Consider the following 19,530-nt stretch of genomic DNA (forward strand, 5'->3'; position numbering starts at 1 on the left):
CTCCTCAGCGTCGATCGGCCGGTAAACGACCGGCTTTGTTCACATCGTACCACCAGTTTTCCAGCCCGGTGGCAAACGCCGGTTTAATCTGCGGATGGGAAAACTTGTCCCACCAGGCCAGCCGCTGCTCGGCGTTGTACCACATCGGAATCATGTAGGCGTTCCACAGCAGCAGGCGATCCAGCGCCTGACCGAGCGGCAGCAGCGCTTTTTCATCGCCCTGATGCGCCACGATCTGCTGCACGAAATGGTCGACCAGCGGATCTTTTACCCGCGCGGTGTTCCACGAGGAGCTGATGTAATCCGACTGCCAGACATACTGCAGGCTGGTGGAAGGCCACGGCATCGCCTGATAAAGCGACGGAATCATGTCGTAATCGCCTTCGCGCAGCCGGCGCAGATATTGCGAACTGTCCACCTGGCGCAGCGTCATCGTAATGCCAAGCCGTGCCAGGCTGTGCTGGAACGGCAGCGCCCAGTCGTTCTGAGAACCGCTGCGCAGCAACAGTTCAAACTGAAACGGCTGGCCGGTTTTCACGTTCACCAGCTGCTGATTTTTGATCTGCCAGCCGGCCTGCTTCAGCAGCGCCATCGCCCGCAGCAGATTGTTGCGGTCAAAGCCGCTGCCGTCAGAGTGCGGCGGCGCGTAGGCGTTGTTAAAGACTTCGGCAGGCAGCTGCGCCTTGTAGGGCGCGAGCAGGACCAGCTGATCGGCGTCAGGATAGCCTTTAGCGGCGTAAGCGGTGTTCTGGAAGTAGCTGTCGGTCCGCTTGTAAGCGCCGTAGAACAGCGCTTTGTTCATCCACTCAAAATCAAACGCCAGCGTCAGCGCCTCGCGCACGCGGCGGTCGGCAAACAATGCTTTCTCGTTATTGAACGCCAGCCAGCGCGTGTCGGTAGCGACGTCATTCGGCGTGGTGGCTTTCACAATGGCGTGGCTGGTGAAGTTGCGCCCGCGATATTGTGTGGCCCATTTCTTCGCCGAACTCTCCTCGCGCAGATCATAGGCACCGGCCTTAAACGCTTCAAAAGCCACGTTGTCATCAAGATAGTAGTCGTAGCGCAGGGTATCAAAATTAAAGCGACCGCGGTTCACCGGCAGATCGGCCGCCCAGTAGTTCTTCACCCGGCTATACTGGATGAACTGGCCGGATTTGTACGAAGTGACGCGGTAAGGCCCGCTGGCGAGCGGCGGATAGCCAATCGGCTCATTGAATTTTTTGTTCTGCCAGAATTTTTCCGGCAGCACCGGCAGCGTGATCCAGCTCAGCACCAGGTCTTTATCTGGTTTGGGCATCTCAATGCGCACCGTCAGCCGGTTCAGCGCTTTCACCTGCACGCCACGAAACGCCACGCGAAACTGCGGCACGCCTTCGGTCATGAATTTGCCGAAGGTGAAGGCGACATCCTGCGCGGTGATCGGTGTACCGTCCTGAAACTGCGCGTGCGGATTGATCGACACCTCCATCCAGTGATAATCGCTGGGATAGCGTGCTGATTCGGCGATCAGCGGATAGTAGCTGCCGGGCTCATCGTCTGAGGTGGTAAACAGGCCGTCGTACAGCGTGTCAGTGCCGATACCGGGATTGCCGCGCGACGCATAGCGGTTGAAGTTGTCGTAAGTGCCCACCACGGCGAGGATGATCTTGCCACCTTTTGGCGCCGCCGGATTGGCGTAATCATAATGGCTGAAGTTGACCGCGTATTTCGGTTCGCCCAGCTTCGCAAAGGCATAGCTTTCATGGATAGTGACCGCGTGCACCGGCGCAATGGCGCTGCACATCAGTAGTGCTGTGGCAAGACGAAGCAGCATAAGTGGGGCGCTCTCCTGTGATAATCCGCACTGTATGGTAGCAGTTTCATGCGCGGTACGTGACGTTAACCCAAACTGGCCTGGCTCTGATAGTAGCTGATCAGCTTTTCCGGACGCAGCGGGCGGCTAAACAGATACCCCTGCAGATGCGTGACGCCCCGGTTAACCAGCCAGGCCGCCTGGTCGCCGGTTTCCACCCCTTCCGCCACGGTTTTCAGGTTGAGTTTCTTTGCCAGCAGCAACACGGTGTCAAGCACCGGCGAGGTTACGGTTTCGGTGCCGATACTCTGCACAAAGCCGCGATCGATTTTCAGGTAGTCGAACGGATATTTTTCCAGATAGATCAGCGCGCTATGGCCAGTGCCAAAATCATCGATGGCAATCTTGAAATTGTGTTCATGCAGCCAGGCGAAGATTTCGCCGGCGTTCTTCTCCCGCACCATGGTGCGCTCGGTGATTTCAAATACATAGTTAAAATGATCGGCGGGCATACTGGCGATCCATGCCTGCACGTCGCGGCGAAAACTGGCCGATGCCAGATGCTGCGGTGACATATTCAGACTGAGACGGGTGCCGCGCGGCAGTTGCTGACAGAGAAAACGCGCGTCGCGCGCTACCAGGCTGAACAGATGTTGGGTCAGAGGAATAATCAGGTTTTGCGCTTCGGCGTGGCTGATAAATACATCAGGGGGGATCATGCCTTCAACCGGGTGAGTCCAGCGCAGCAGCGCTTCAACGCCATAGGGTTTGCCGTTGTGTGCCGTTACCAGCGGCTGATACTCAACGTGAAACTGACCGCGCCGGATGCCAAGCAGGATTTCACGTCCCGGTCGCTGATGCAGCGACAGCAGCAGCCAGCTGATTGCGGCAACCAGCAGCGCCAGCAGCAGGCCGGTCAGCAACGCCAGCGTGTAATCGCGTGAGGCCAGCGTGCTGCCGTAAAGCACAAAGCGCATGCTGCCGTCATCAAGCGTCAGGTCGGTGAGGGCGGGCGGCAAATCGCGGCTGCGCACCACCTGGCTGGTGCCGCTGAGCAGCGCGCTGTCGCCTGCCACCAGCGCCATGCGCGTGATTTCGGGATGGTAAGAGGCCAGCAGCTGGTAAGGCGTCATACTGAGGTTCATGGTGGCGAGGATGCCGGTTTCGTTCGCTCCCGGACTTTTCAGCCATAGCGCCAGCGCTGGTTTGGCGGGCTGCAGCGGTGTGCCGGGCAGCAGGCGGACGTCACGGTCGCGCTCCAGCTCTGAATCGGGTGAAATGGCGCTGGCGGCCAGCAGAAATGCGCCGGTGGCCGAAGAGCAGTAAGCGTTGCCGTCGCGTACCAGTAATATCGCGCGAATGTTGCCGGCAAAGGCGGCGCGAGAGGTCAGCTCACGGTTGACGCTGTTGCAGCTGAGTTGAGTGTATTGCTGCAGTGGATAAAGGCTCTCGACCAGGGTTGACATCACCTGTTGCAGATCGTCACGGCTGTGAGCCAGCAGCTGCTGGTGTTGCTGGACGCGTTTTTGCCAGGTCAGCGTGAGCAGGACGGTGACAAACAGGATAAAAAACGCGACCCCAATAATTACGCTACTCCAGGCGATGCGCCGCGAGTAGCTGGCATGACGATTTAACGTCCCCGACAGTGGCATGGAGTTGGTTCCCCTGATCTTGCCCTTTTTATTATAAAAACGCATACAACTGTGCTGGTTCAAGGCAACGAGAATATAACGAGGCTGCGCGAAAAGTCTCGTTATATTTTTGATTCACAATTACTTTTTCCGCCATGGATTTGGCTTAAGCAACCGCAGACGAAAAAAAACGCTGCCGGGGCAGCGTTTTCAGATTCTCTGGCTGAGAACATCAGGAAGGAAGGGGGTTAACTGGGGTTTTTTGCCAGTACCCGACGCGCTTCGCGGTAGCGGTTTTTCCAGTAACTGTCGTTAAGGCTGGAAATCATCACGCCGCTGCTGGTAGACGCGTGTACAAAATTGTCGTTGCCGAGATAGATGCCGACATGGCGACCGGTGGAGCCGGCGCGGAACAGCACTAAATCACCCGGACGCAGCTTACTGCGTGAAATCTCTTTACCGCTGTCCTGCTGTTCCGATGTGGAACGCGGCAGCTCTAAACCAAACTGTTCGCGAAAGGTGCGCTGAACAAAAGCAGAACAGTCAATGCCGCGTTTGGTGTCGCCGCCTAAGCGATAACGCACACCTTTCCAGTCACTGTACTGCTCCATGATGCGGGACTTAACGTCCACGTTCTGCACCATTTGTTCAAATTCGTCCTGAGACGCCTGAAGTAAAAAACCATTCTGGTTGTTAACTTCATGATTCTCGTTATTCGCGTTCTGACCGTTATGGGTACTGCTACATGCCGATAAGAGGGTTGCTAATGCTACTGCGGGAATAATCCGCCTGAGGTATCTCAGAATTGGTTGAGACTTGACCATTGTACGTGTTTTCCTTCGATGTCCTTACGACAGAATGTCGCCAGCCAGATGACAAAACGGGTTGAGATTAATAAGTGCGACCCTCTAAGACAATTCCTTAATTACTGAAATGTGTTAATGCACACATTTTTGTTGCTTAAGGTACCGAATTTTATGCTGCACGGTAGTAATCGGAGTTGAGGTTAACCGATTACAGACCGCGTGGCGAGTGCTTTTATATAAATTTTTATAGGTTTTTTTGATGTGAAATCAATCTGTAACACAACGGTTACTTTATCAACAACTGGTAGCGATTTAAGCGTCAATTAACGGCAGGAACAGCGGCTAATTCTGGCGCTAAGGGAGATTTTAAGAGGGTTCTGACTGGACAGGCCAGGAATAACGCCATGGTCAGACGATTTGACGCATAGGTTTTTCTTTTATCAGAAAACGCTTAGTCCGCTAATAATTTATTGCAGGATTAAATAAGCGCAGGCGATCTTAAAAACAGTGAATAATCGCCCGCGCTAAACTATTACGCCTGGGGTTTATATTTTCCGGGCAGCGAACGATTGAGCCAGTTCACCAGTTTGTCGCTGGCCGGTGTTAATAACCACCAGCTCAGGCCCACCAGCACCACCGAAAGCGAACCGACCGCGATATCGGTAAACCAGTGTGCGCCTGCCATTACGCGCGGCAGGGAAAAGACCACCACAATCAGCAGGCCCATCAGGAAGGCGCGGAAGCCGAAATAGCGCCACATAAAGCAGGCGAAGATAATCAGCATCATGCCGTGGTCGCCGGGGAAGCTGTCTCTGGACGCATCTTTTGCCGGAATGCCGGTCAGTTCGCTGACGCGATGCACGTTATCAAAGAACAGCGTCGGGCTGGCATGCTTAACCGGCAGCAGATGGCCCAGCTGGTTAAGAATCACCGCCGTCAGCAGCATGGTGATACCAATCGCCAGCATACGACGTCGGCCCTGCGGCGTTTCGCGGCGCCAGAACCACAGATAGAGCAGACCCATCGCCAGCAGCGACACCGCGTCAAAACCGCGGAAATTGGTAATCGCCACCAGCAGCGCAAAGCCGTGATGGTCGACCATCTGGTCGTTAAAGCCAAAAAAGATGCCTTTGTCGAGAGCGAACCAGAACCCGTGCTCCGGCGGCAGATACCACGACATAAATAGCATCACACCCAGCGCATTCAGCAGCAGGATGGTGATCAAACGAGTAGTGCGCATAAAAGTAACTCAAAAAGAAAAAAATAACGGGCAAACCTACCGCAGCTAATTTAAACGAATCTTCAACAGGGCAGTCTGCAAGGCGTTCCAGTCGGCGGCCTGATGGTGGATCAATTCGATACGGCTATCGGGTGGCGTGACCGGGCGCGTTTCGATGAACAGGTCTTCGCCCTGACGGTTAATGCTGACCAGACCGTCAGCGGTACGCAGCACGCCTTTCACGCGATCCACCGGCGCAAGCCGCGCCCACTCTAAAGCCGGAATGGTATCGAACACCGTGTCACCATCGAAAATCCAGCCACAGGAAGCATAGCCCTGACCTTCATTTAACGCACGACGCCAGCGCGCTTCGCCTTCCAGTTTCAGCGCCGCCAGCCCCTGCGGGCGTGACGAATGATGATGGTGCGCCGCATCGGGTACCGCACGATCCGCCAATGCCGGCTGACTCAGCAACGCCGGATCAATGTTGCCCCAGCTGGCTTCCACCAGTTGACGGTCGCCCAAATGCTGCTGCTGCCAGCTCGCCAGCCGCTGGCGATCTTCCGCATCCCACTTGTCGCTCTTGTTGGCGATGATGATGTCTGCGGCGATCAGCTGGTCGCGAAAGTTTTCATTCTCCGTGACGCGCGTATCGGCTAACTGACGCGGATCGAGCAGCGTCAGCGTGGCGTCCACGCGAATCCACGGCTGATAGACCGCCGCGCGCAGCATATTCAGTAACTGTTTGGGATGGCCGAGGCCGGTGGGTTCGATAATCAGGCGGTCCGGCTGAGTCTGCTTCAGCAGCATATTCAGCCCGACCTGCAGCGGCAGGCCGTTAACACAGCACATGCAGCCGCCGGGGATCTCTTTCAGCGTGGCGCCGCGGTCGGCGAGCAGGGCGCCGTCAATGCCGATCTCGCCAAACTCGTTGACCAGAATGGCCCACTTCTCATTGGCCGGTTTGTGCGCCAGCAGATGTAACAGGGTGGTGGTTTTACCGCTACCGAGAAAACCGGTAATCAGGTTCACGCGCGTCATGATTTACTCCGTTAAAATAGCCGCGCCGGACAACCGCATCCGGCGCGCAGGCTGTTGTTATACTATAACAATCAACCGCCCCCGGAGAAAATCGTGCGCTTAATCGGCGCGTCCCATATAACGACGCTCGGCAATATGGATACGGATGCGATCGCCATTGCTCAGGTACTCCGGCACCTGAATCGACAGCCCGGTGCTCATGCCCGCCGGTTTGGTGCGCGCACTGGCGGATGCCCCTTTGATGCCAGGTGAGGTATCAACGATCTCCATGTCTACCGTCTGCGGCAGTTCCAGCGCCAGCACCTGACCATCCATGGTGAGCACCTGGATACCGGGAATGCCGCCTTCCGGAATAAACAGCAGCTCTTCTTCGATCTGATCTTTTTTAAAGCTGTACGGCGTGTAATCTTCGTCATCCATAAACACGTATTCGTCGCCATCAATGTATGAGAAGGTCACCGCGCGGCGGCTGAGCTGGATGGCATCAATAATGTCGTCACCCTTGAAGCGCTCTTCAACTTTCAGGCCGGTGCGTACATCGGTGAAACGCATCTTGTACAGCGTGGCGGCACCGCGCGCGCTCGGGCTCTGGACATCGATATCCTTCACCAGCAACAGTTTACCGTTCCAGGTGACGGCCATTCCTTTTTTGATTTCGTTTGCCTTTGGCATAATGCTTGACTCGCTATAACCAGGTAGATGCGCGCCAACTTACTCGCGCGGTGAAAAACAGGCAAGTGAGGCCGGTGAAAATTGTTGGTCGCGCATAGAATTCCGCGGTGCAGACTGCTATTGTCGGCCGCTAATCTTTGCAGGAGCGCATGATGTTATGTCGAGACCAGTGCGGTGCCTGCTGCACAGCCCCCTCCATCTCTTCCCCCATTCCGGGTATGCCTGACGGCAAACCGGCCAATACCCGCTGCGTTCAGCTCGACGAACAGCAGCGCTGCAAAATTTTTGGCTCGCCGCTGCGTCCGGCGGTGTGTGCCGGTTTACAGCCACAGGCGGAGATGTGTGGTAACAGCCGCGCCGATGCCATGATCTACCTGCTGCAGCTGGAAGCCGATACCGCGCCCTGAGTTTAAGCTGACGCGAGCTGAACAGCACGCTCGTCGCAGGTGCCGCGTTACAGCAACGCGTCAGCGCGCCCGCTGTGAAAAATCCTAAATCCGCCGCGAAGTGTGCGGAGCATCAAAAATCTGCTACGCCGATTGCGCATTTTCTTGCCTGTAACCGGGTGCTGTACCATATTCCCTGAAACGTTTCAGCGTTGTCCTCCCGGCTAAGTCCGTGTCGCACAGCGTATTTTTTCGCCATCAGGCTGAAACGATTCACTTTCAGCAAGCGAGGAGAAATATGTTCCAGCTCGAAGTTCAGGCCATTCACACCGGCGCCAGCGCGTCCGATAAAGAACAGGCCATTCGTCAGGTTGCCGCTGCGCTTACCGCGGCCGGAAATGTGGCCGAAGGCTACGTCGACGGCATGCTGGCGCGCGAACAGCAAACCACCACTTTTCTCGGCAACGGCATCGCCATTCCGCACGGCACCACCGATACCCGCGATCTGGTGCTGAAAACCGGCGTGCAGGTTTATCAGTTCCCGCAGGGCGTGGACTGGGGTGATGGCCAGACAGCGTACGTCGCCATCGGCATTGCCGCCAAATCTGACGAGCACCTCGCGCTGCTGCGCCAGCTGACCCACGTATTAAGCGATGACAGCATCGCGGAGCAGCTGAAATCTGCCTCTGCTGAAGAGCTGCGCGCGCTGCTGATGGGTGAAAAGCAGGCCGCTGAATTCCAGTTCGATACGTCGCTGATCGCCACTGACGTGGCCGCCAGCGATCTGATTACGCTGCAGGCGCTGAACGCCGGTCGTCTGCAGGCGGCCGGTGCCGTCGACGCCAGCTTTGTCGCGGACGTTGTCTCGCACGCACCGCTCAGCCTCGGTCAGGGCATCTGGCTGAGCGACAGCACGCACGGCAACCTTAACAGCGCGGTGGCAGTGAGCCGCAGCGCGACGCCGCTGACGCATCAGGGCGAACCGGTAGCGCTGCTACTGACGGTTGCCGCCACCGATCAGCGCCCGCTTGAGGTGCTGGGTTACCTCAGTAATCTGCTGCTGAACAAGCAGGCTGAACGCCTGCTGAAGGCGGACGCGGCGGGCATTCTCGCGCTGCTGACCAGCGAAGTTGATGAAGCTGCGGACGTCTTAACCGCGGAATTCACCATCCGCAACGAGCACGGTCTGCATGCGCGTCCGGGCACCGCGCTGGTGAGCGTGATCAAGCAGTTCAACAGTGATATCACCGTGACCAATCTCGACGGCAGCGGTAAGCCGGCTAACGGGCGCAGCCTGATGAAGGTGGTCGCGCTGGGCGTGAAGAAAGGCCATCGTCTGCGTTTCACCGCCAGCGGTGACGATGCGCAGCAGGCACTGCACGCTATCGAAGAAGCCATTAATAGCGGTCTGGGCGAGGGGGCAGCATGAGTCGTCGCGTTGCCACTATCACCCTGAACCCGGCGTACGATCTGGTCGGCTACACGCCGGAGATCGAGCGCGGCGAAGTTAACCTGGTCAAAACCACCGGGCTGCACGCTGCGGGTAAGGGCATCAATGTCGCCAAAGTGCTGAAAGATCTCGGCATCGACGTTACCGTCGGCGGCTTCCTCGGCAAAGAGAATCAGGACGGCTTTCAGCAGCTGTTCAGCGAACTCGGCATCGCTAACCGTTTTCAGGTGGTGCAGGGCCGTACCCGCATTAACGTTAAGCTGACGGAAAAAGACGGCGATGTCACCGACCTCAACTTCTCGGGCTTTGACGTCACGCCACAGGACTGGGACCGCTTCACCGCCGACTCGCTGACCTGGCTGGGCCAGTTCGATATGGTGTGCGTCAGCGGTAGCCTGCCAGCCGGCGTTGCGCCGGACGCGTTCACCAAATGGATGAGCGATCTGCGCACCCACTGCCCATGCATCATTTTTGACAGCAGCCGTGAAGCGCTGGTGGCCGGTCTGAAAGCGGCACCGTGGCTGGTAAAACCCAATCGCCGCGAGCTGGAGATCTGGGCCGGCCGCAAGCTGCCGACGCTGCAGGATGTGATTGACGCCGCGCACCAGCTGCGCGAGCAGGGCATTGCCCACGTGGTGATCTCCCTCGGTGCGGAAGGCGCGCTGTGGGTCAATGCCTCTGGCGAATGGATCGCCAAACCGCCTGCGTGTGAAGTGGTCAGCACCGTAGGCGCCGGAGATTCGATGGTTGGCGGCCTGATTTATGGCCTGCTGATGCGGGAATCCAGTGAACACACGCTGCGTCTGGCGACGGCGGTGGCGGCCATGGCCGTCAGCCAGAGCAACGTCGGCGTGACCGATCGTACCCAGTTGGCCGCGATGATGGCGCGCGTCGACTTACAACCCGTTAACTAACAGCAGGAGAGCGATAATGAAAACGCTGCTGATAAAAGATTCGTCACTCGGCCTGGCATCGGGCCATTTAGCCTCGGAACGTCTGCAGGCGGCGGCAGGGCAGGCAGGACTGACGCTGGTCGACAGCGCCGCGGACGCCGAACTGGTGCTGGTGATTGGCCAGCAGGTTACCGACAACGCGCAGCTCGCCGGCAAGTCCGTTGCCCTCGTGGACGTGCAGCAGGCGCTGCGCGATCCGCAGGCCGCGCTGGCGCTGGCTAAAGATGCGGCGCAACCGTGGCAGCCGGCTGCGGCAACCCCGGCGGCAAGCGCACCGGCGCAGAGCACCGGGCAGAAACGTATTGTGGCCGTCACCGCCTGTCCGACCGGCGTGGCGCATACCTTCATGGCAGCCGAGGCGATTGAGGCGGAAGCCAGCAAGCGCGGCTGGTGGGTAAAAGTGGAAACCCGCGGCTCAGTCGGCGCCGGCAACCCGATCACCCCGGAAGAAGTGGCGGCGGCCGATCTGGTGATCGTTGCGGCGGATATTGACGTTGATCTGGCGAAGTTTGCCGGCAAGCCGATGTACCGCACCTCCACCAGTCTGGCGCTGAAGAAAACCGCACAGGAGCTGGATAAAGCGCAGGCGGAAGCTAAAGTCTGGCAGCCTTCCGGCAACCAGGCGGCAGCCAGCCAGAGCGACAGCAAAGAGAAAGCCGGTGCCTATCGGCATCTGCTGACCGGCGTATCTTATATGCTGCCGATGGTGGTCGCCGGCGGTCTGAGCATTGCGCTGTCATTCGCCTTTGGGATTACCGCGTTTAAAGAGCAGGGCACCTTAGCCGCGGCGCTGATGCAGATCGGTGGCGGCAGCGCCTTTGCGCTGATGGTGCCGGTGCTGGCGGGCTTTATCGCCTTCTCGATTGCTGACCGTCCGGGCCTGACGCCGGGTCTGATTGGCGGCATGATCGCCACCAGCATCAACGCCGGTTTCCTTGGCGGCATCATCGCCGGTTTCATTGCCGGTTACGCCGCGAAACTGCTGAGCAGCAAAGTGAAGCTGCCGCAAAGTATGGAGGCGCTGAAGCCGATTCTGATCATTCCGCTGGTGGCCAGTCTGATTACCGGCCTGCTGATGATTTACGTGGTAGGCAAACCGGTTGCTGGCATCATGAGCGGCCTGACCAGCTGGCTGGCGAACATGGGCACTGCTAACGCGGTCCTGCTGGGCGCGATTCTGGGCGGCATGATGTGTACCGACATGGGCGGTCCGGTGAACAAAGTGGCTTACGCGTTTGGTGTTGGTCTGCTGAGTTCGCAAACCTACGCGCCGATGGCCGCGATCATGGCGGCCGGTATGGTGCCACCGCTGGCGATGGGGCTGGCAACGCTGGTAGCGCGTCGTAAGTTCAATAAAGGTCAGCAGGAAGGCGGTAAAGCCGCGCTGGTACTCGGCCTGTGCTTTATCTCCGAAGGTGCCATTCCGTTTGCGGCGCGTGATCCGATGCGCGTGTTGCCATGCTGTATCATGGGTGGCGCAGTGACCGGTGCGATCTCCATGGCGATGGGGGCCAAACTGATGGCGCCGCACGGCGGACTGTTCGTCCTGCTGATTCCAGGCGCCATTACGCCGGTGCTGGGTTACCTGCTGGCGATTGTGATTGGTACGCTGATTGCGGGTCTGGGCTATGCGATTCTGAAACGTCCGGAAGAGGAACTGGCCAAAGCCGCGTAACGGCAGCCAGGAACAACAAAGGGAGCCGCGGCTCCCTTTTTTTTTATTGGCGCAGGCCCCGGTGAAACCCGTTACGCCTGCTGCTCGGCCTTCAGCCAGGCAATTTCATCCTTCCAGATATCCGGATTGATGGTTTCGAGAATCATCGGGATACCGTCAAAACGCGCATCCTTCATCAGCCAGCTAAACGCGGTCTTGCCAATGTTGCCCTCGCCGAGGCTGTGATGGCGATCCACGCGGCTGCCGAGCGTACTTTTAGCATCGTTGAGGTGCATACCGCGCAAATACTGAAAGCCCACCACGCGCTCAAACTCGGCAAAGGTGGCTTCACAGGCGGCTTCGCTGCGTAAATCATATCCGCCAGCGAAGGCGTGGCAGGTGTCGATGCATACGCCGACGCGCGATTTATCCTCGACGTGGTCAATAATCGCCGCGAGGTGTTCAAAGCGGAAACCGAGGTTGCTGCCCTGACCGGCGGTATTCTCAATCACCGCTACCACGTTGTGAGTTTTATCCAGCGCAATGTTGATCGACTCGGCGATGCGCTTCAGGCAGGCATCTTCATCAATCTGCTGCAGGTGGCTGCCGGGATGGAAGTTGAGCAGCGTCAGACCAAGCTGTTCGGCGCGCTGCATCTCATCGATAAACGCCTCGCGCGATTTCTCCAGCGCGTCCATTACCGGGTGGCCGAGGTTAATCAGATAGCTGTCGTGCGGCAGGATTTGCGCGGCGCTAAAGTTGTATTGATCGCAGGCGGTTTTAAAAGCGTCGATCACCTGCGCAGAGAGCGGCGCGGCTTTCCACTGGCGCTGATTTTTAGTGAACAGCGCAAAGGCTGTGGCTTCGATTTCATGGGCCCGGATCACTGCCTGGTCTACGCCGCCGGATGCGCTAACGTGTGCGCCGATATATTTCATGCCGCTCTCCTGAATGGGCGATTACTAATGCAAAACGCCCATGATAGCGGATGCGCTTACGCCATGAAATGTTGCACCAGCACATTCAGTGCGCCGCCGCCGAGAATCAGCCAGATAAACATCAGCAGACCAAGCAGCAGCGGTTTGACACCCGCCTGCTTCAGCGCGCCAAAACGCGTGGTTAAGCCCAGCGCTGCCATCGCCATCGCCAGCAGCAGATTCGCCAGCTGATTCAGTCCCGCTACCACCGGCGGTGGCAGCAGATGCAGCGAGTTAAACAGCGCCACCACAATAAACAGCAGGGCAAACCACGGAAAGCGGATCGGCTGCTGTGCCTGACGCTGGTGGCTGCGCTGGCGCTGCAGCCAGCTGCCGAGGATCAGCAGAAACGGTGCCAGCATCATCACCCGCAGCATCTTGGCGATGACTGCCGTGTTCTCCGTTTCCGCGCCCATCGCATGGCCGGCCGCCACCACCTGCGCCACTTCGTGCAGCGTCGAGCCGGTAAAGACGCCAAAGTGCTGCGCGCTGACCTGCGGCAGCAGCGTCCAGAGAAACGGGTACAGCACAATGCCGACGGTGCCAAACAGCACCACGGTGGCCACCGCGACCGCCACTTTCGACGGTGCGGCTTTGATCACCGGTTCACTTGCCAGCACCGCTGCAGCACCGCAGATGCTGCTGCCGGCACCAATCAGCCACACGGTTTCGCGATCCATTTTCAGCAAACGGATGCCGATCAGGCAGGTGATCAGAAAGGTTGAGCTTAGCACCAGCACATCAATCAGCACGCCGCTAACGCCGACATCGGCGATCTGCTGCACGGTGATGCGGAAGCCGTAAAGAATGATGCCGAGGCGCAGCAGTCGCTGTTTGGCCAGCAGCACCCCACTGTCGCACGGGGTCGCAACGCGGGGATACAGGCTATTACCCAGCACGATGCCGATAATGATGGCCAGCGTCAGCGCGCCGAATCCCGCGCCCGCCAGCCACGGCTGACTGGCCAGCCACGCGGCACCTGCGGCGATGGCGGCGGTCAGCAGCAGTCCCGGCAGCCAGCGATGAACATGAAAAGGGGTTTTGTTGACGCTTAGTTCAGCCATAATACGCTTCTCCTCAGTGAGGCTTTAGCGTGCGCCTGGCTGGCTTAAAAGTGAAATTGATAATATATTTATAATCAACCGGAATAAGTGATAAGGAAGGGCAACAATGTTCATGCGCTTGCGCCGCTGGGCGAAGCTCATCAAACGGGACGTGCTGACGCTGTGGTTTGCCTGTCGCGATCCGCGTACGCCGTGGTGGTTTAAGCTGCTGGCGTTTGGCATCGTCGCTTATGCGCTCAGCCCCATCGATCTGATTCCGGACTTCATCCCGATTATTGGCCTGCTGGATGACGCGATTATCATCCCGCTCGGCGTGATGATCCTGCTGCGTCTGCTGCCGCGCGATGTGCGCATCAGCAGCGCCGAACGCGCCGAGGTGCAGCGGGCGCGCGGCAAAAAGATCGTCAGCTGGAGCGGCCTGATTCTGATGCTGCTGATCTGGCTGGCGGTGGTGATCTATCTGGTGAAGCGGTACGCCATGTAAGGAGCACGCATGCACATTACGCTGCGTCAGATTGAAGTGTTTACCGAGGTGCTGAAAAGCGGCTCCACCACTCAGGCCTCGCAGGTGCTGGCGCTGTCGCAGTCGGCGGTCAGCGCGGCCCTGGCCGATCTGGAAAGTCAGCTCGGCGTACAGCTGTTTGACCGCGTCGGCAAACGGCTGGTGCTCAACGAGCACGGCCGGCTGCTCTATCCGCGTGCGGTCGGGCTGCTGGAGCAGGCGATTGAGATCGAACAGCTGTTTAAAGAGGACAACGGAGCAATTCGCCTGTTTGCCAGCAGCACCATCGGCAACTATCTGCTGCCGGGGATGATCGCCGCGTATCGCCGCGATTTTCCCACGCTGCCGCTGGAGCTGAGCGTTGGCAACAGCCAGGACGCCATCAATGCGGTGGCCGATTTTCGCGTCGACATTGGCCTGATTGAAGGGCCGTGCCATGAGCCGGATATCATCAGCGAACCGTGGCTGGAAGATGAACTGGTGGTGTTCGCCGCGCCGGATGCGCCGCTGTTACAGCAGCCGGTGACGCTGGAGACGCTGGCCGCTGCGCCGTGGATCCTGCGCGAGCGCGGTTCCGGTACGCGTGAGATTGTCGATTACCTGCTGCTGTCGCACCTGCCGCAGTTTCAGCTGGGGATGGAATTAGGCAATTCGGAGGCGATTAAACACGCGGTGCGCCACGGCATGGGCATCAGCTGCTTATCGCGTCGGGTGATTGCCGATTTGCTGGAGGCGGGCACGCTGACGGAAGTGCCGGTGCCCCTGCCGCGCCTGACGCGTACCCTGTATCGCATCCATCACCGGCAGAAACATCTGTCGAAAGCGCTGAGCCGCTTCCTCGCCTATTGCCGGGAATAGCCGCGGTCTGCCCTGTGCTGTGGCTAATAATTCCCGGCCGATTATGAAGGTAACTAATAACCCGAGGCGAATGCTATACAGTGCAGGCTTTGCTGCTACAATCGCGCCTTATTTTTATCCAGCATAGCGTTTACACATGCATAATGACTCAAAAACAACACAACAACCTGGGCTGCGCCGTGAATTAAAAGCGCGCCATCTCACCATGATCGCCATTGGCGGTTCTATCGGCACCGGCCTGTTTGTCGCCTCGGGTGCCACTATCTCTCAGGCGGGTCCTGGCGGTGCGTTACTCTCCTACGCGCTGATCGGCCTGATGGTCTACTTCCTGATGACCAGCCTCGGCGAACTGGCGGCGTTTATGCCGGTCTCCGGTTCCTTTGCCACCTACGGCGCCAAATATGTCGAAGAGGGCTTTGGCTTCGCGCTGGGCTGGAACTACTGGTACAACTGGGCGGTGACCATCGCTGTTGACCTCGTCGCCTCACAGCTGGTGATGAACTACTGGTTCCCGGACACGCCAGGCTGGATCTGGAGCGCGCTGTTCCTCGGTCTGATGTTCCTGCTCAACTACATTTCGGTCAAAGGCTTCGGCGAGGCGGAATACTGGTTCTCGCTGATCAAAGTCGCCACCGTCATCATCTTTATTGTGGTCGGTGTGCTGATGATTACCGGCATCCTGCGCGGCGCGGAAAATGCTGGCTGGCACAACTGGACGGTGGGAGATGCGCCGTTTGCCGGCGGGTTTGCGGCGATGATTGGCGTGGCGATGATTGTCGGTTTCTCCTTCCAGGGCACCGAACTGATCGGGATTGCCGCCGGTGAATCAGAAGACCCGGCGAAGAATATCCCGCGCGCGGTGCGCCAGGTGTTCTGGCGTATTCTGCTGTTCTATGTGTTCGCGATCCTGATCATCAGCCTGATTCTGCCGTATACCGATCCACAGCTGCTGCATAACGATGTCACCGATATCAGCGTCAGCCCGTTCACGCTGGTGTTCCAGAATGCCGGTCTGCTGTCCGCAGCGGCGGTGATGAACGCGGTGATCCTGACGGCGGTGCTGTCGGCGGGTAACTCCGGCATGTACGCCTCAACGCGTATGCTGTTTAACCTGGCGCAGGAAGGCAAGGCACCGCGCATTTTTGCGAAGCTGTCGAAAGGCGGCGTACCGCGCAATGCCCTGCTGGCGACCACGGTGGTGGCAGCGCTGTGCTTCCTGACCTCGAAATTTGGCAATCAGGAAGTGTACCTGTGGCTGCTGAATACGTCAGGGATGACCGGCTTTATCGCCTGGCTCGGCATTGCTATCAGCCATTATCGCTTCCGCCGCGGCTATGTGGCGCAGGGGCTGAATCTGGCCGATCTGCCTTACCGCTCCGGCTTCTTCCCGCTGGGTCCGATGTTTGCGTTCGCGCTGTGTCTGATCATTACGCTGGGGCAGAATTATCAGGCATTCCTCGCCGATCGCATCGACTGGTACGGCGTAGCCGCAACCTATATCGGCATTCCGCTGTTCCTGGTGATCTGGCTGGGCTATAAGCTGACGCGCGGCACCCGCTTCGTGAAATACAGCGAGATGGAATTCCCCTCCTTTAAGCAGTAATGCCTGACAACGCGGCCCCGGCCGCGTTTTTTTTGCGAACTATTACACTATGCAAACCTGGCGCAAACCATTCGGGCTTTGTTACAGAGACAGCATTGATAATTATTATCACCTGCTCTATTGTGGCAGCCGTTATAAGGCGACAGGAAACAGGTAGAACAATGCGTAGTACGGACTCCGCGCTGGTGGCGGAACATGGCACCGAAGCCGATACCCTGACCCGTTATCGTCAGGTTCTGCGTCAGCGACTGCTGCTGATTGGTGTGCTGGTGCTGGCGATCCTCGCTTCAGTTATCCTCGATTTCACCCTTGGCCCGGCCGGCCTGACGCTCAATACGCTGTGGCAAACGCTGCTCCATCCCGCAGCGGTGGATGCTGGCACGCGCGTGATCGTCTGGGACATCCGTCTGCCGTATGCGCTAATGGCGGTGGTGGTCGGCTTCTCACTCGGCCTCGCCGGTGCTGAAATGCAGACCATCCTCAATAACCCGCTGGCCAGCCCGTTTACGCTCGGCGTCTCGTCGGCAGCGGCGTTTGGTGCCGCGCTGGCGATCATTCTCGGCATTGGTATTCCCGGCGTGCCGGACCAGTGGCTGATCTCCGCCAATGCCTTTGTCTTCGCCTTGTTTGCCGCGCTGATGCTGGATGGCATCACGCGCTGGACCAAAGTCTCAACTTCCGGCGTGGTGCTGTTTGGCATCGCGCTGGTGTTCACCTTTAACGCCCTGGTTTCGATGATGCAGTTCATCGCCAGCGAAGATACGCTGCAGGGCCTGGTGTTCTGGACCATGGGCAGTCTGGCGCGTGCTTCATGGGAAAAACTGGGCGTGCTGAGCGCCGCCTTTGCCATCCTGCTGCCGTTCTCGATGCTCAGCAGCTGGAAACTCACGGCGTTGCGCCTTGGTGAAGATCGCGCGGTGAGCTTCGGCATTGATGTGCGGCGTCTGCGGCTGGCGACGCTGTTGCGCATCAGCATTCTCTCGGCGCTGGCGGTGGCATTCGTCGGCCCGATCGGCTTTATCGGCCTGGTCGCGCCGCACATAGCGCGCATGATGTTTGGTGAAGATCACCGCTACTATCTGCCGGCCAGTGCGCTGACCGGCGCGCTGGTGCTGTCGCTGGCGTCGGTGGCCTCGAAAAACCTCATTCCCGGCGTCATCATTCCGGTCGGTATCGTCACCTCGCTGGTGGGCGTGCCGTTCTTTCTCAGCATTATTCTGCGGCATCGGGGGACAGTGTGATGGAGCAGGGCTTACGCGTCAGCCACTTTTACGCCGGTTACCCGAAGCGGAACGTCATCGACGATCTCAATGTCACGCAACTGCCACGCGGCAAAATCACCGTGCTGCTGGGGCCCAACGGCTGCGGCAAATCGACGCTGCTGCGCGCGCTGGCCGGTCTGAGCAAAGGGCAGGGCGAGCTGTGGCTCAACGGTGAAGAGCTGATGAGCCAGCCGTTTGCCCGGCGCGCGCAGCGCGTGGTCTATCTGCCGCAGACCCTGCCAGCCGGTGTGCATCTGCACGTGCTGGAGTCGATCATCGTGGCGCAGCGTGCCTCCGGCGGATTACACAGCGCCGCCAGTGAAGCGGAGATCATGCACCTGCTGGAGCAGCTGGGCATTGCCCATCTGGCGATGCGTTATCTCGATCAGCTGTCCGGTGGCCAGAAGCAGCTGGTCGGGCTGGCGCAGTCGCTGATTCGCCGTCCGGAACTGCTGCTGCTGGATGAACCGCTCAGCGCGCTGGATTTGAATTATCAGTTCCACGTGATGGATTTGGTGCGGCGCGAAACCCGGCTGCGCAACATGGTGACGGTGGTGGTGGTGCATGACATCAATATCGCGCTGCGTCATGCCGATCACGCGCTGATGCTGAAGCAGGGGCAACTGCTGGCCGACGGTGTGCCGTCGCAGGTGATTACGCCGGAGACGCTGGCGCAGGTGTATGGCGTGCGCGGCCGCATTGAGCACTGCTCACAGGGCATGCCGCAGGTGATGATTGATGGGCTGGTGGCGGAATCACTGGCCTGACGCCAGACACGTTCTGCCCCTCAGCATCAGAGGGGCAGAGAAGTGCACTACGCCAGTAAATGCTGCGCGTGGAACCGCAGATGGTCCTCCACAAAGCTGGCGATAAAGAAGTAGCTGTGGTCATAACCCGGCTGGATACGCAGCTCCAGCGGGAAGTTCTGCTCGCGCGCCAGCGCTTCCAGCCGCTCCGGGCGTAGCTGATCGGCGAGGAACTGATCGCTATCGCCCTGATCGATCAGCACCGGCAGGCGATGTTCAGCGTTCTGCATCAGCAGGCAGCTATCCCACTCGCGCCACGTCTGGCGATCGTCGCCCAGATAGGCGGCAAAGGCTTTCTGTCCCCACGGCACTTCGGTCGGGTTGACGATTGGCGCAAACGCGGACGCCGACGCAAAGCGCCCGCCGAGGCGCAGCGCCAGCACCAGCGCGCCGTGGCCGCCCATCGAATGTCCCATTACCGACTGGCGATCGCTCAGCTTGAAGTTATCCGCCACCAGCGCCGGCAGCTCCTCGCTGAGATAATCGAACATGCGATAATGTGCCGCCCACGGTTGCTGCGTGGCGTTGAGATAAAACCCGGCACCCTGGCCCAGATCGTACCCGCTGTCATTGGCCACTGCATCGCCGCGCGGGCTGGTGTCCGGCATAATCAGCACCAGACCGAGTTCGGCCGCCACGCGCTGCGCACCGGCTTTGGTGGTGAAGTTCTCATCGTTGCAGGTCAACCCGGCGAGAAACCACACCACCGGCGGTGGCGCGTCGTCGCGCGGCGGTGGCAGAAAAATGCTGAACGTCATCGGGCAGTTGAGCACGGCCGACTGATGACGCCAGCGCTGCTGCCAGCCGCCAAAAATACGGTGTTCTTCCAGCAGCTCCAGAGTGGATGCCATGTC

18 protein-coding genes are annotated in these 19,530 nt (G+C 58.8%); 9 read left to right on the forward strand and 9 right to left on the reverse strand.

The window, feature by feature from the left end:
• Positions 1-4: 4 nt before the first annotated feature.
• The 6 genes from C1N60_RS07110 to yeiP form a co-directional block, all read right to left on the reverse strand.
• Positions 5-1,813: an extracellular solute-binding protein gene (locus C1N60_RS07110; protein ID WP_394521581.1), complete on the reverse strand. Its 1,809-nt coding sequence runs from the start codon at positions 1,811-1,813 to the stop codon at positions 5-7.
• Between the two features lie 65 nt (positions 1,814-1,878).
• The gene (locus C1N60_RS07115) at positions 1,879-3,444 is read right to left on the reverse strand and encodes a cyclic di-GMP phosphodiesterase (RefSeq protein ID WP_058757525.1); all 1,566 of its coding nucleotides are present in this window, start codon (positions 3,442-3,444) and stop codon (positions 1,879-1,881) included.
• 227 nt (positions 3,445-3,671) lie between these two features.
• Positions 3,672-4,247 (reverse strand): bifunctional murein DD-endopeptidase/murein LD-carboxypeptidase, encoded by a 576-nt coding sequence (gene mepS / locus C1N60_RS07120; protein ID WP_031280047.1) that lies wholly within the window; start codon positions 4,245-4,247, stop codon positions 3,672-3,674.
• A 514-nt stretch (positions 4,248-4,761) separates the two neighbouring features.
• Positions 4,762-5,469: a phosphatase PAP2 family protein gene (locus C1N60_RS07125; protein ID WP_136548530.1), complete on the reverse strand. Its 708-nt coding sequence runs from the start codon at positions 5,467-5,469 to the stop codon at positions 4,762-4,764.
• Between the two features lie 45 nt (positions 5,470-5,514).
• Positions 5,515-6,489 (reverse strand): CobW family GTP-binding protein, encoded by a 975-nt coding sequence (locus C1N60_RS07130; RefSeq protein WP_058769931.1) that lies wholly within the window; start codon positions 6,487-6,489, stop codon positions 5,515-5,517.
• Positions 6,490-6,588: 99 nt separating this feature from the next.
• Complete coding sequence (gene yeiP / locus C1N60_RS07135; RefSeq protein ID WP_031280049.1) at positions 6,589-7,161, reverse strand: elongation factor P-like protein YeiP; 573 nt, start codon at positions 7,159-7,161, stop codon at positions 6,589-6,591.
• Positions 7,162-7,313: 152 nt separating this feature from the next.
• Here yeiP and C1N60_RS07140 point away from each other — a divergent pair, with 152 nt between their 5' ends.
• The 4 genes from C1N60_RS07140 to fruA all read left to right on the forward strand — a co-directional run bounded on the left by C1N60_RS07140 (position 7,314) and on the right by fruA (position 11,625).
• A complete protein-coding gene (locus C1N60_RS07140) occupies positions 7,314-7,568 on the forward strand; it encodes a YkgJ family cysteine cluster protein (RefSeq protein ID WP_058757250.1) in 255 nt (84 codons plus the stop codon).
• Between the two features lie 277 nt (positions 7,569-7,845).
• Entirely contained in the window at positions 7,846-8,976 is a 1,131-nt protein-coding gene (gene fruB / locus C1N60_RS07145; RefSeq protein ID WP_394521582.1) for a fused PTS fructose transporter subunit IIA/HPr protein, read from the forward strand.
• Positions 8,973-9,911, forward strand: a complete 939-nt coding sequence (fruK, locus tag C1N60_RS07150; RefSeq protein WP_021509266.1) for a 1-phosphofructokinase — start codon at positions 8,973-8,975, stop codon at positions 9,909-9,911. The genes fruB and fruK overlap by 4 nt, the downstream gene beginning before the upstream one ends.
• A gap of 16 nt (positions 9,912-9,927) precedes the next feature.
• Positions 9,928-11,625 (forward strand): PTS fructose transporter subunit IIBC, encoded by a 1,698-nt coding sequence (gene fruA / locus C1N60_RS07155; protein ID WP_394521583.1) that lies wholly within the window; start codon positions 9,928-9,930, stop codon positions 11,623-11,625.
• Between the two features lie 71 nt (positions 11,626-11,696).
• On the opposite strand, the gene nfo is transcribed toward fruA, so the two are convergent.
• Together nfo and C1N60_RS07165 are read right to left on the reverse strand one after the other, a co-directional pair.
• Entirely contained in the window at positions 11,697-12,542 is an 846-nt protein-coding gene (nfo, locus tag C1N60_RS07160; RefSeq protein ID WP_058775787.1) for a deoxyribonuclease IV, read from the reverse strand.
• Positions 12,543-12,598: 56 nt separating this feature from the next.
• Complete coding sequence (locus C1N60_RS07165) at positions 12,599-13,645, reverse strand: YeiH family putative sulfate export transporter (RefSeq protein ID WP_058769935.1); 1,047 nt, start codon at positions 13,643-13,645, stop codon at positions 12,599-12,601.
• Between the two features lie 106 nt (positions 13,646-13,751).
• Here C1N60_RS07165 and C1N60_RS07170 point away from each other — a divergent pair, with 106 nt between their 5' ends.
• The 5 genes from C1N60_RS07170 to C1N60_RS07190 all read left to right on the forward strand — a co-directional run bounded on the left by C1N60_RS07170 (position 13,752) and on the right by C1N60_RS07190 (position 18,637).
• Positions 13,752-14,129: a YkvA family protein gene (locus C1N60_RS07170; RefSeq protein WP_058757253.1), complete on the forward strand. Its 378-nt coding sequence runs from the start codon at positions 13,752-13,754 to the stop codon at positions 14,127-14,129.
• Positions 14,130-14,138: 9 nt separating this feature from the next.
• Positions 14,139-15,005, forward strand: coding sequence for a DNA-binding transcriptional regulator YeiE (gene yieE, locus C1N60_RS07175; protein WP_010617962.1), 867 nt, complete (start codon positions 14,139-14,141; stop codon positions 15,003-15,005).
• Positions 15,006-15,141: 136 nt separating this feature from the next.
• On the forward strand, positions 15,142-16,608 hold the full coding sequence (locus C1N60_RS07180; protein WP_021509272.1) for an amino acid permease: 1,467 nt from the start codon (positions 15,142-15,144) through the stop codon (positions 16,606-16,608).
• Positions 16,609-16,769: 161 nt separating this feature from the next.
• Entirely contained in the window at positions 16,770-17,849 is a 1,080-nt protein-coding gene (locus tag C1N60_RS07185; protein WP_058769937.1) for a FecCD family ABC transporter permease, read from the forward strand.
• Positions 17,849-18,637, forward strand: coding sequence for an ABC transporter ATP-binding protein (locus tag C1N60_RS07190; protein ID WP_021509274.1), 789 nt, complete (start codon positions 17,849-17,851; stop codon positions 18,635-18,637). The genes C1N60_RS07185 and C1N60_RS07190 overlap by 1 nt, the downstream gene beginning before the upstream one ends.
• Before the next feature lie 47 nt (positions 18,638-18,684).
• On the opposite strand, the gene fghA is transcribed toward C1N60_RS07190, so the two are convergent.
• A complete protein-coding gene (gene fghA, locus C1N60_RS07195; protein WP_059009175.1) occupies positions 18,685-19,527 on the reverse strand; it encodes an S-formylglutathione hydrolase in 843 nt (280 codons plus the stop codon).
• Positions 19,528-19,530 lie beyond the last annotated feature (3 nt).

This window comes from Pantoea sp. SGAir0184, assembly GCF_043544755.1.

Bases quoted from the DNA above. Each gene is read 5' to 3' on its own strand.
- C1N60_RS07185 (WP_058769937.1), top strand. From the start codon at position 16,770: ATGCGTAGTACGGACTCCGCGCTGGTGGCGGAACATGGCACCGAAGCC.
- C1N60_RS07130 (WP_058769931.1), bottom strand. From the start codon at position 6,489: ATGACGCGCGTGAACCTGATTACCGGTTTTCTCGGTAGCGGTAAAACC.
- C1N60_RS07140 (WP_058757250.1), top strand. From the start codon at position 7,314: ATGTTATGTCGAGACCAGTGCGGTGCCTGCTGCACAGCCCCCTCCATC.
- C1N60_RS07115 (WP_058757525.1), bottom strand. From the start codon at position 3,444: ATGCCACTGTCGGGGACGTTAAATCGTCATGCCAGCTACTCGCGGCGC.
- C1N60_RS07125 (WP_136548530.1), bottom strand. From the start codon at position 5,469: ATGCGCACTACTCGTTTGATCACCATCCTGCTGCTGAATGCGCTGGGT.
- yeiP (WP_031280049.1), bottom strand. From the start codon at position 7,161: ATGCCAAAGGCAAACGAAATCAAAAAAGGAATGGCCGTCACCTGGAAC.
- fruA (WP_394521583.1), top strand. From the start codon at position 9,928: ATGAAAACGCTGCTGATAAAAGATTCGTCACTCGGCCTGGCATCGGGC.
- C1N60_RS07170 (WP_058757253.1), top strand. From the start codon at position 13,752: ATGTTCATGCGCTTGCGCCGCTGGGCGAAGCTCATCAAACGGGACGTG.
- C1N60_RS07165 (WP_058769935.1), bottom strand. From the start codon at position 13,645: ATGGCTGAACTAAGCGTCAACAAAACCCCTTTTCATGTTCATCGCTGG.
- C1N60_RS07180 (WP_021509272.1), top strand. From the start codon at position 15,142: ATGCATAATGACTCAAAAACAACACAACAACCTGGGCTGCGCCGTGAA.
- yieE (WP_010617962.1), top strand. From the start codon at position 14,139: ATGCACATTACGCTGCGTCAGATTGAAGTGTTTACCGAGGTGCTGAAA.
- nfo (WP_058775787.1), bottom strand. From the start codon at position 12,542: ATGAAATATATCGGCGCACACGTTAGCGCATCCGGCGGCGTAGACCAG.
- mepS (WP_031280047.1), bottom strand. From the start codon at position 4,247: ATGGTCAAGTCTCAACCAATTCTGAGATACCTCAGGCGGATTATTCCC.
- fruB (WP_394521582.1), top strand. From the start codon at position 7,846: ATGTTCCAGCTCGAAGTTCAGGCCATTCACACCGGCGCCAGCGCGTCC.
- C1N60_RS07110 (WP_394521581.1), bottom strand. From the start codon at position 1,813: ATGCTGCTTCGTCTTGCCACAGCACTACTGATGTGCAGCGCCATTGCG.
- C1N60_RS07190 (WP_021509274.1), top strand. From the start codon at position 17,849: ATGGAGCAGGGCTTACGCGTCAGCCACTTTTACGCCGGTTACCCGAAG.
- fghA (WP_059009175.1), bottom strand. From the start codon at position 19,527: ATGGCATCCACTCTGGAGCTGCTGGAAGAACACCGTATTTTTGGCGGC.
- fruK (WP_021509266.1), top strand. From the start codon at position 8,973: ATGAGTCGTCGCGTTGCCACTATCACCCTGAACCCGGCGTACGATCTG.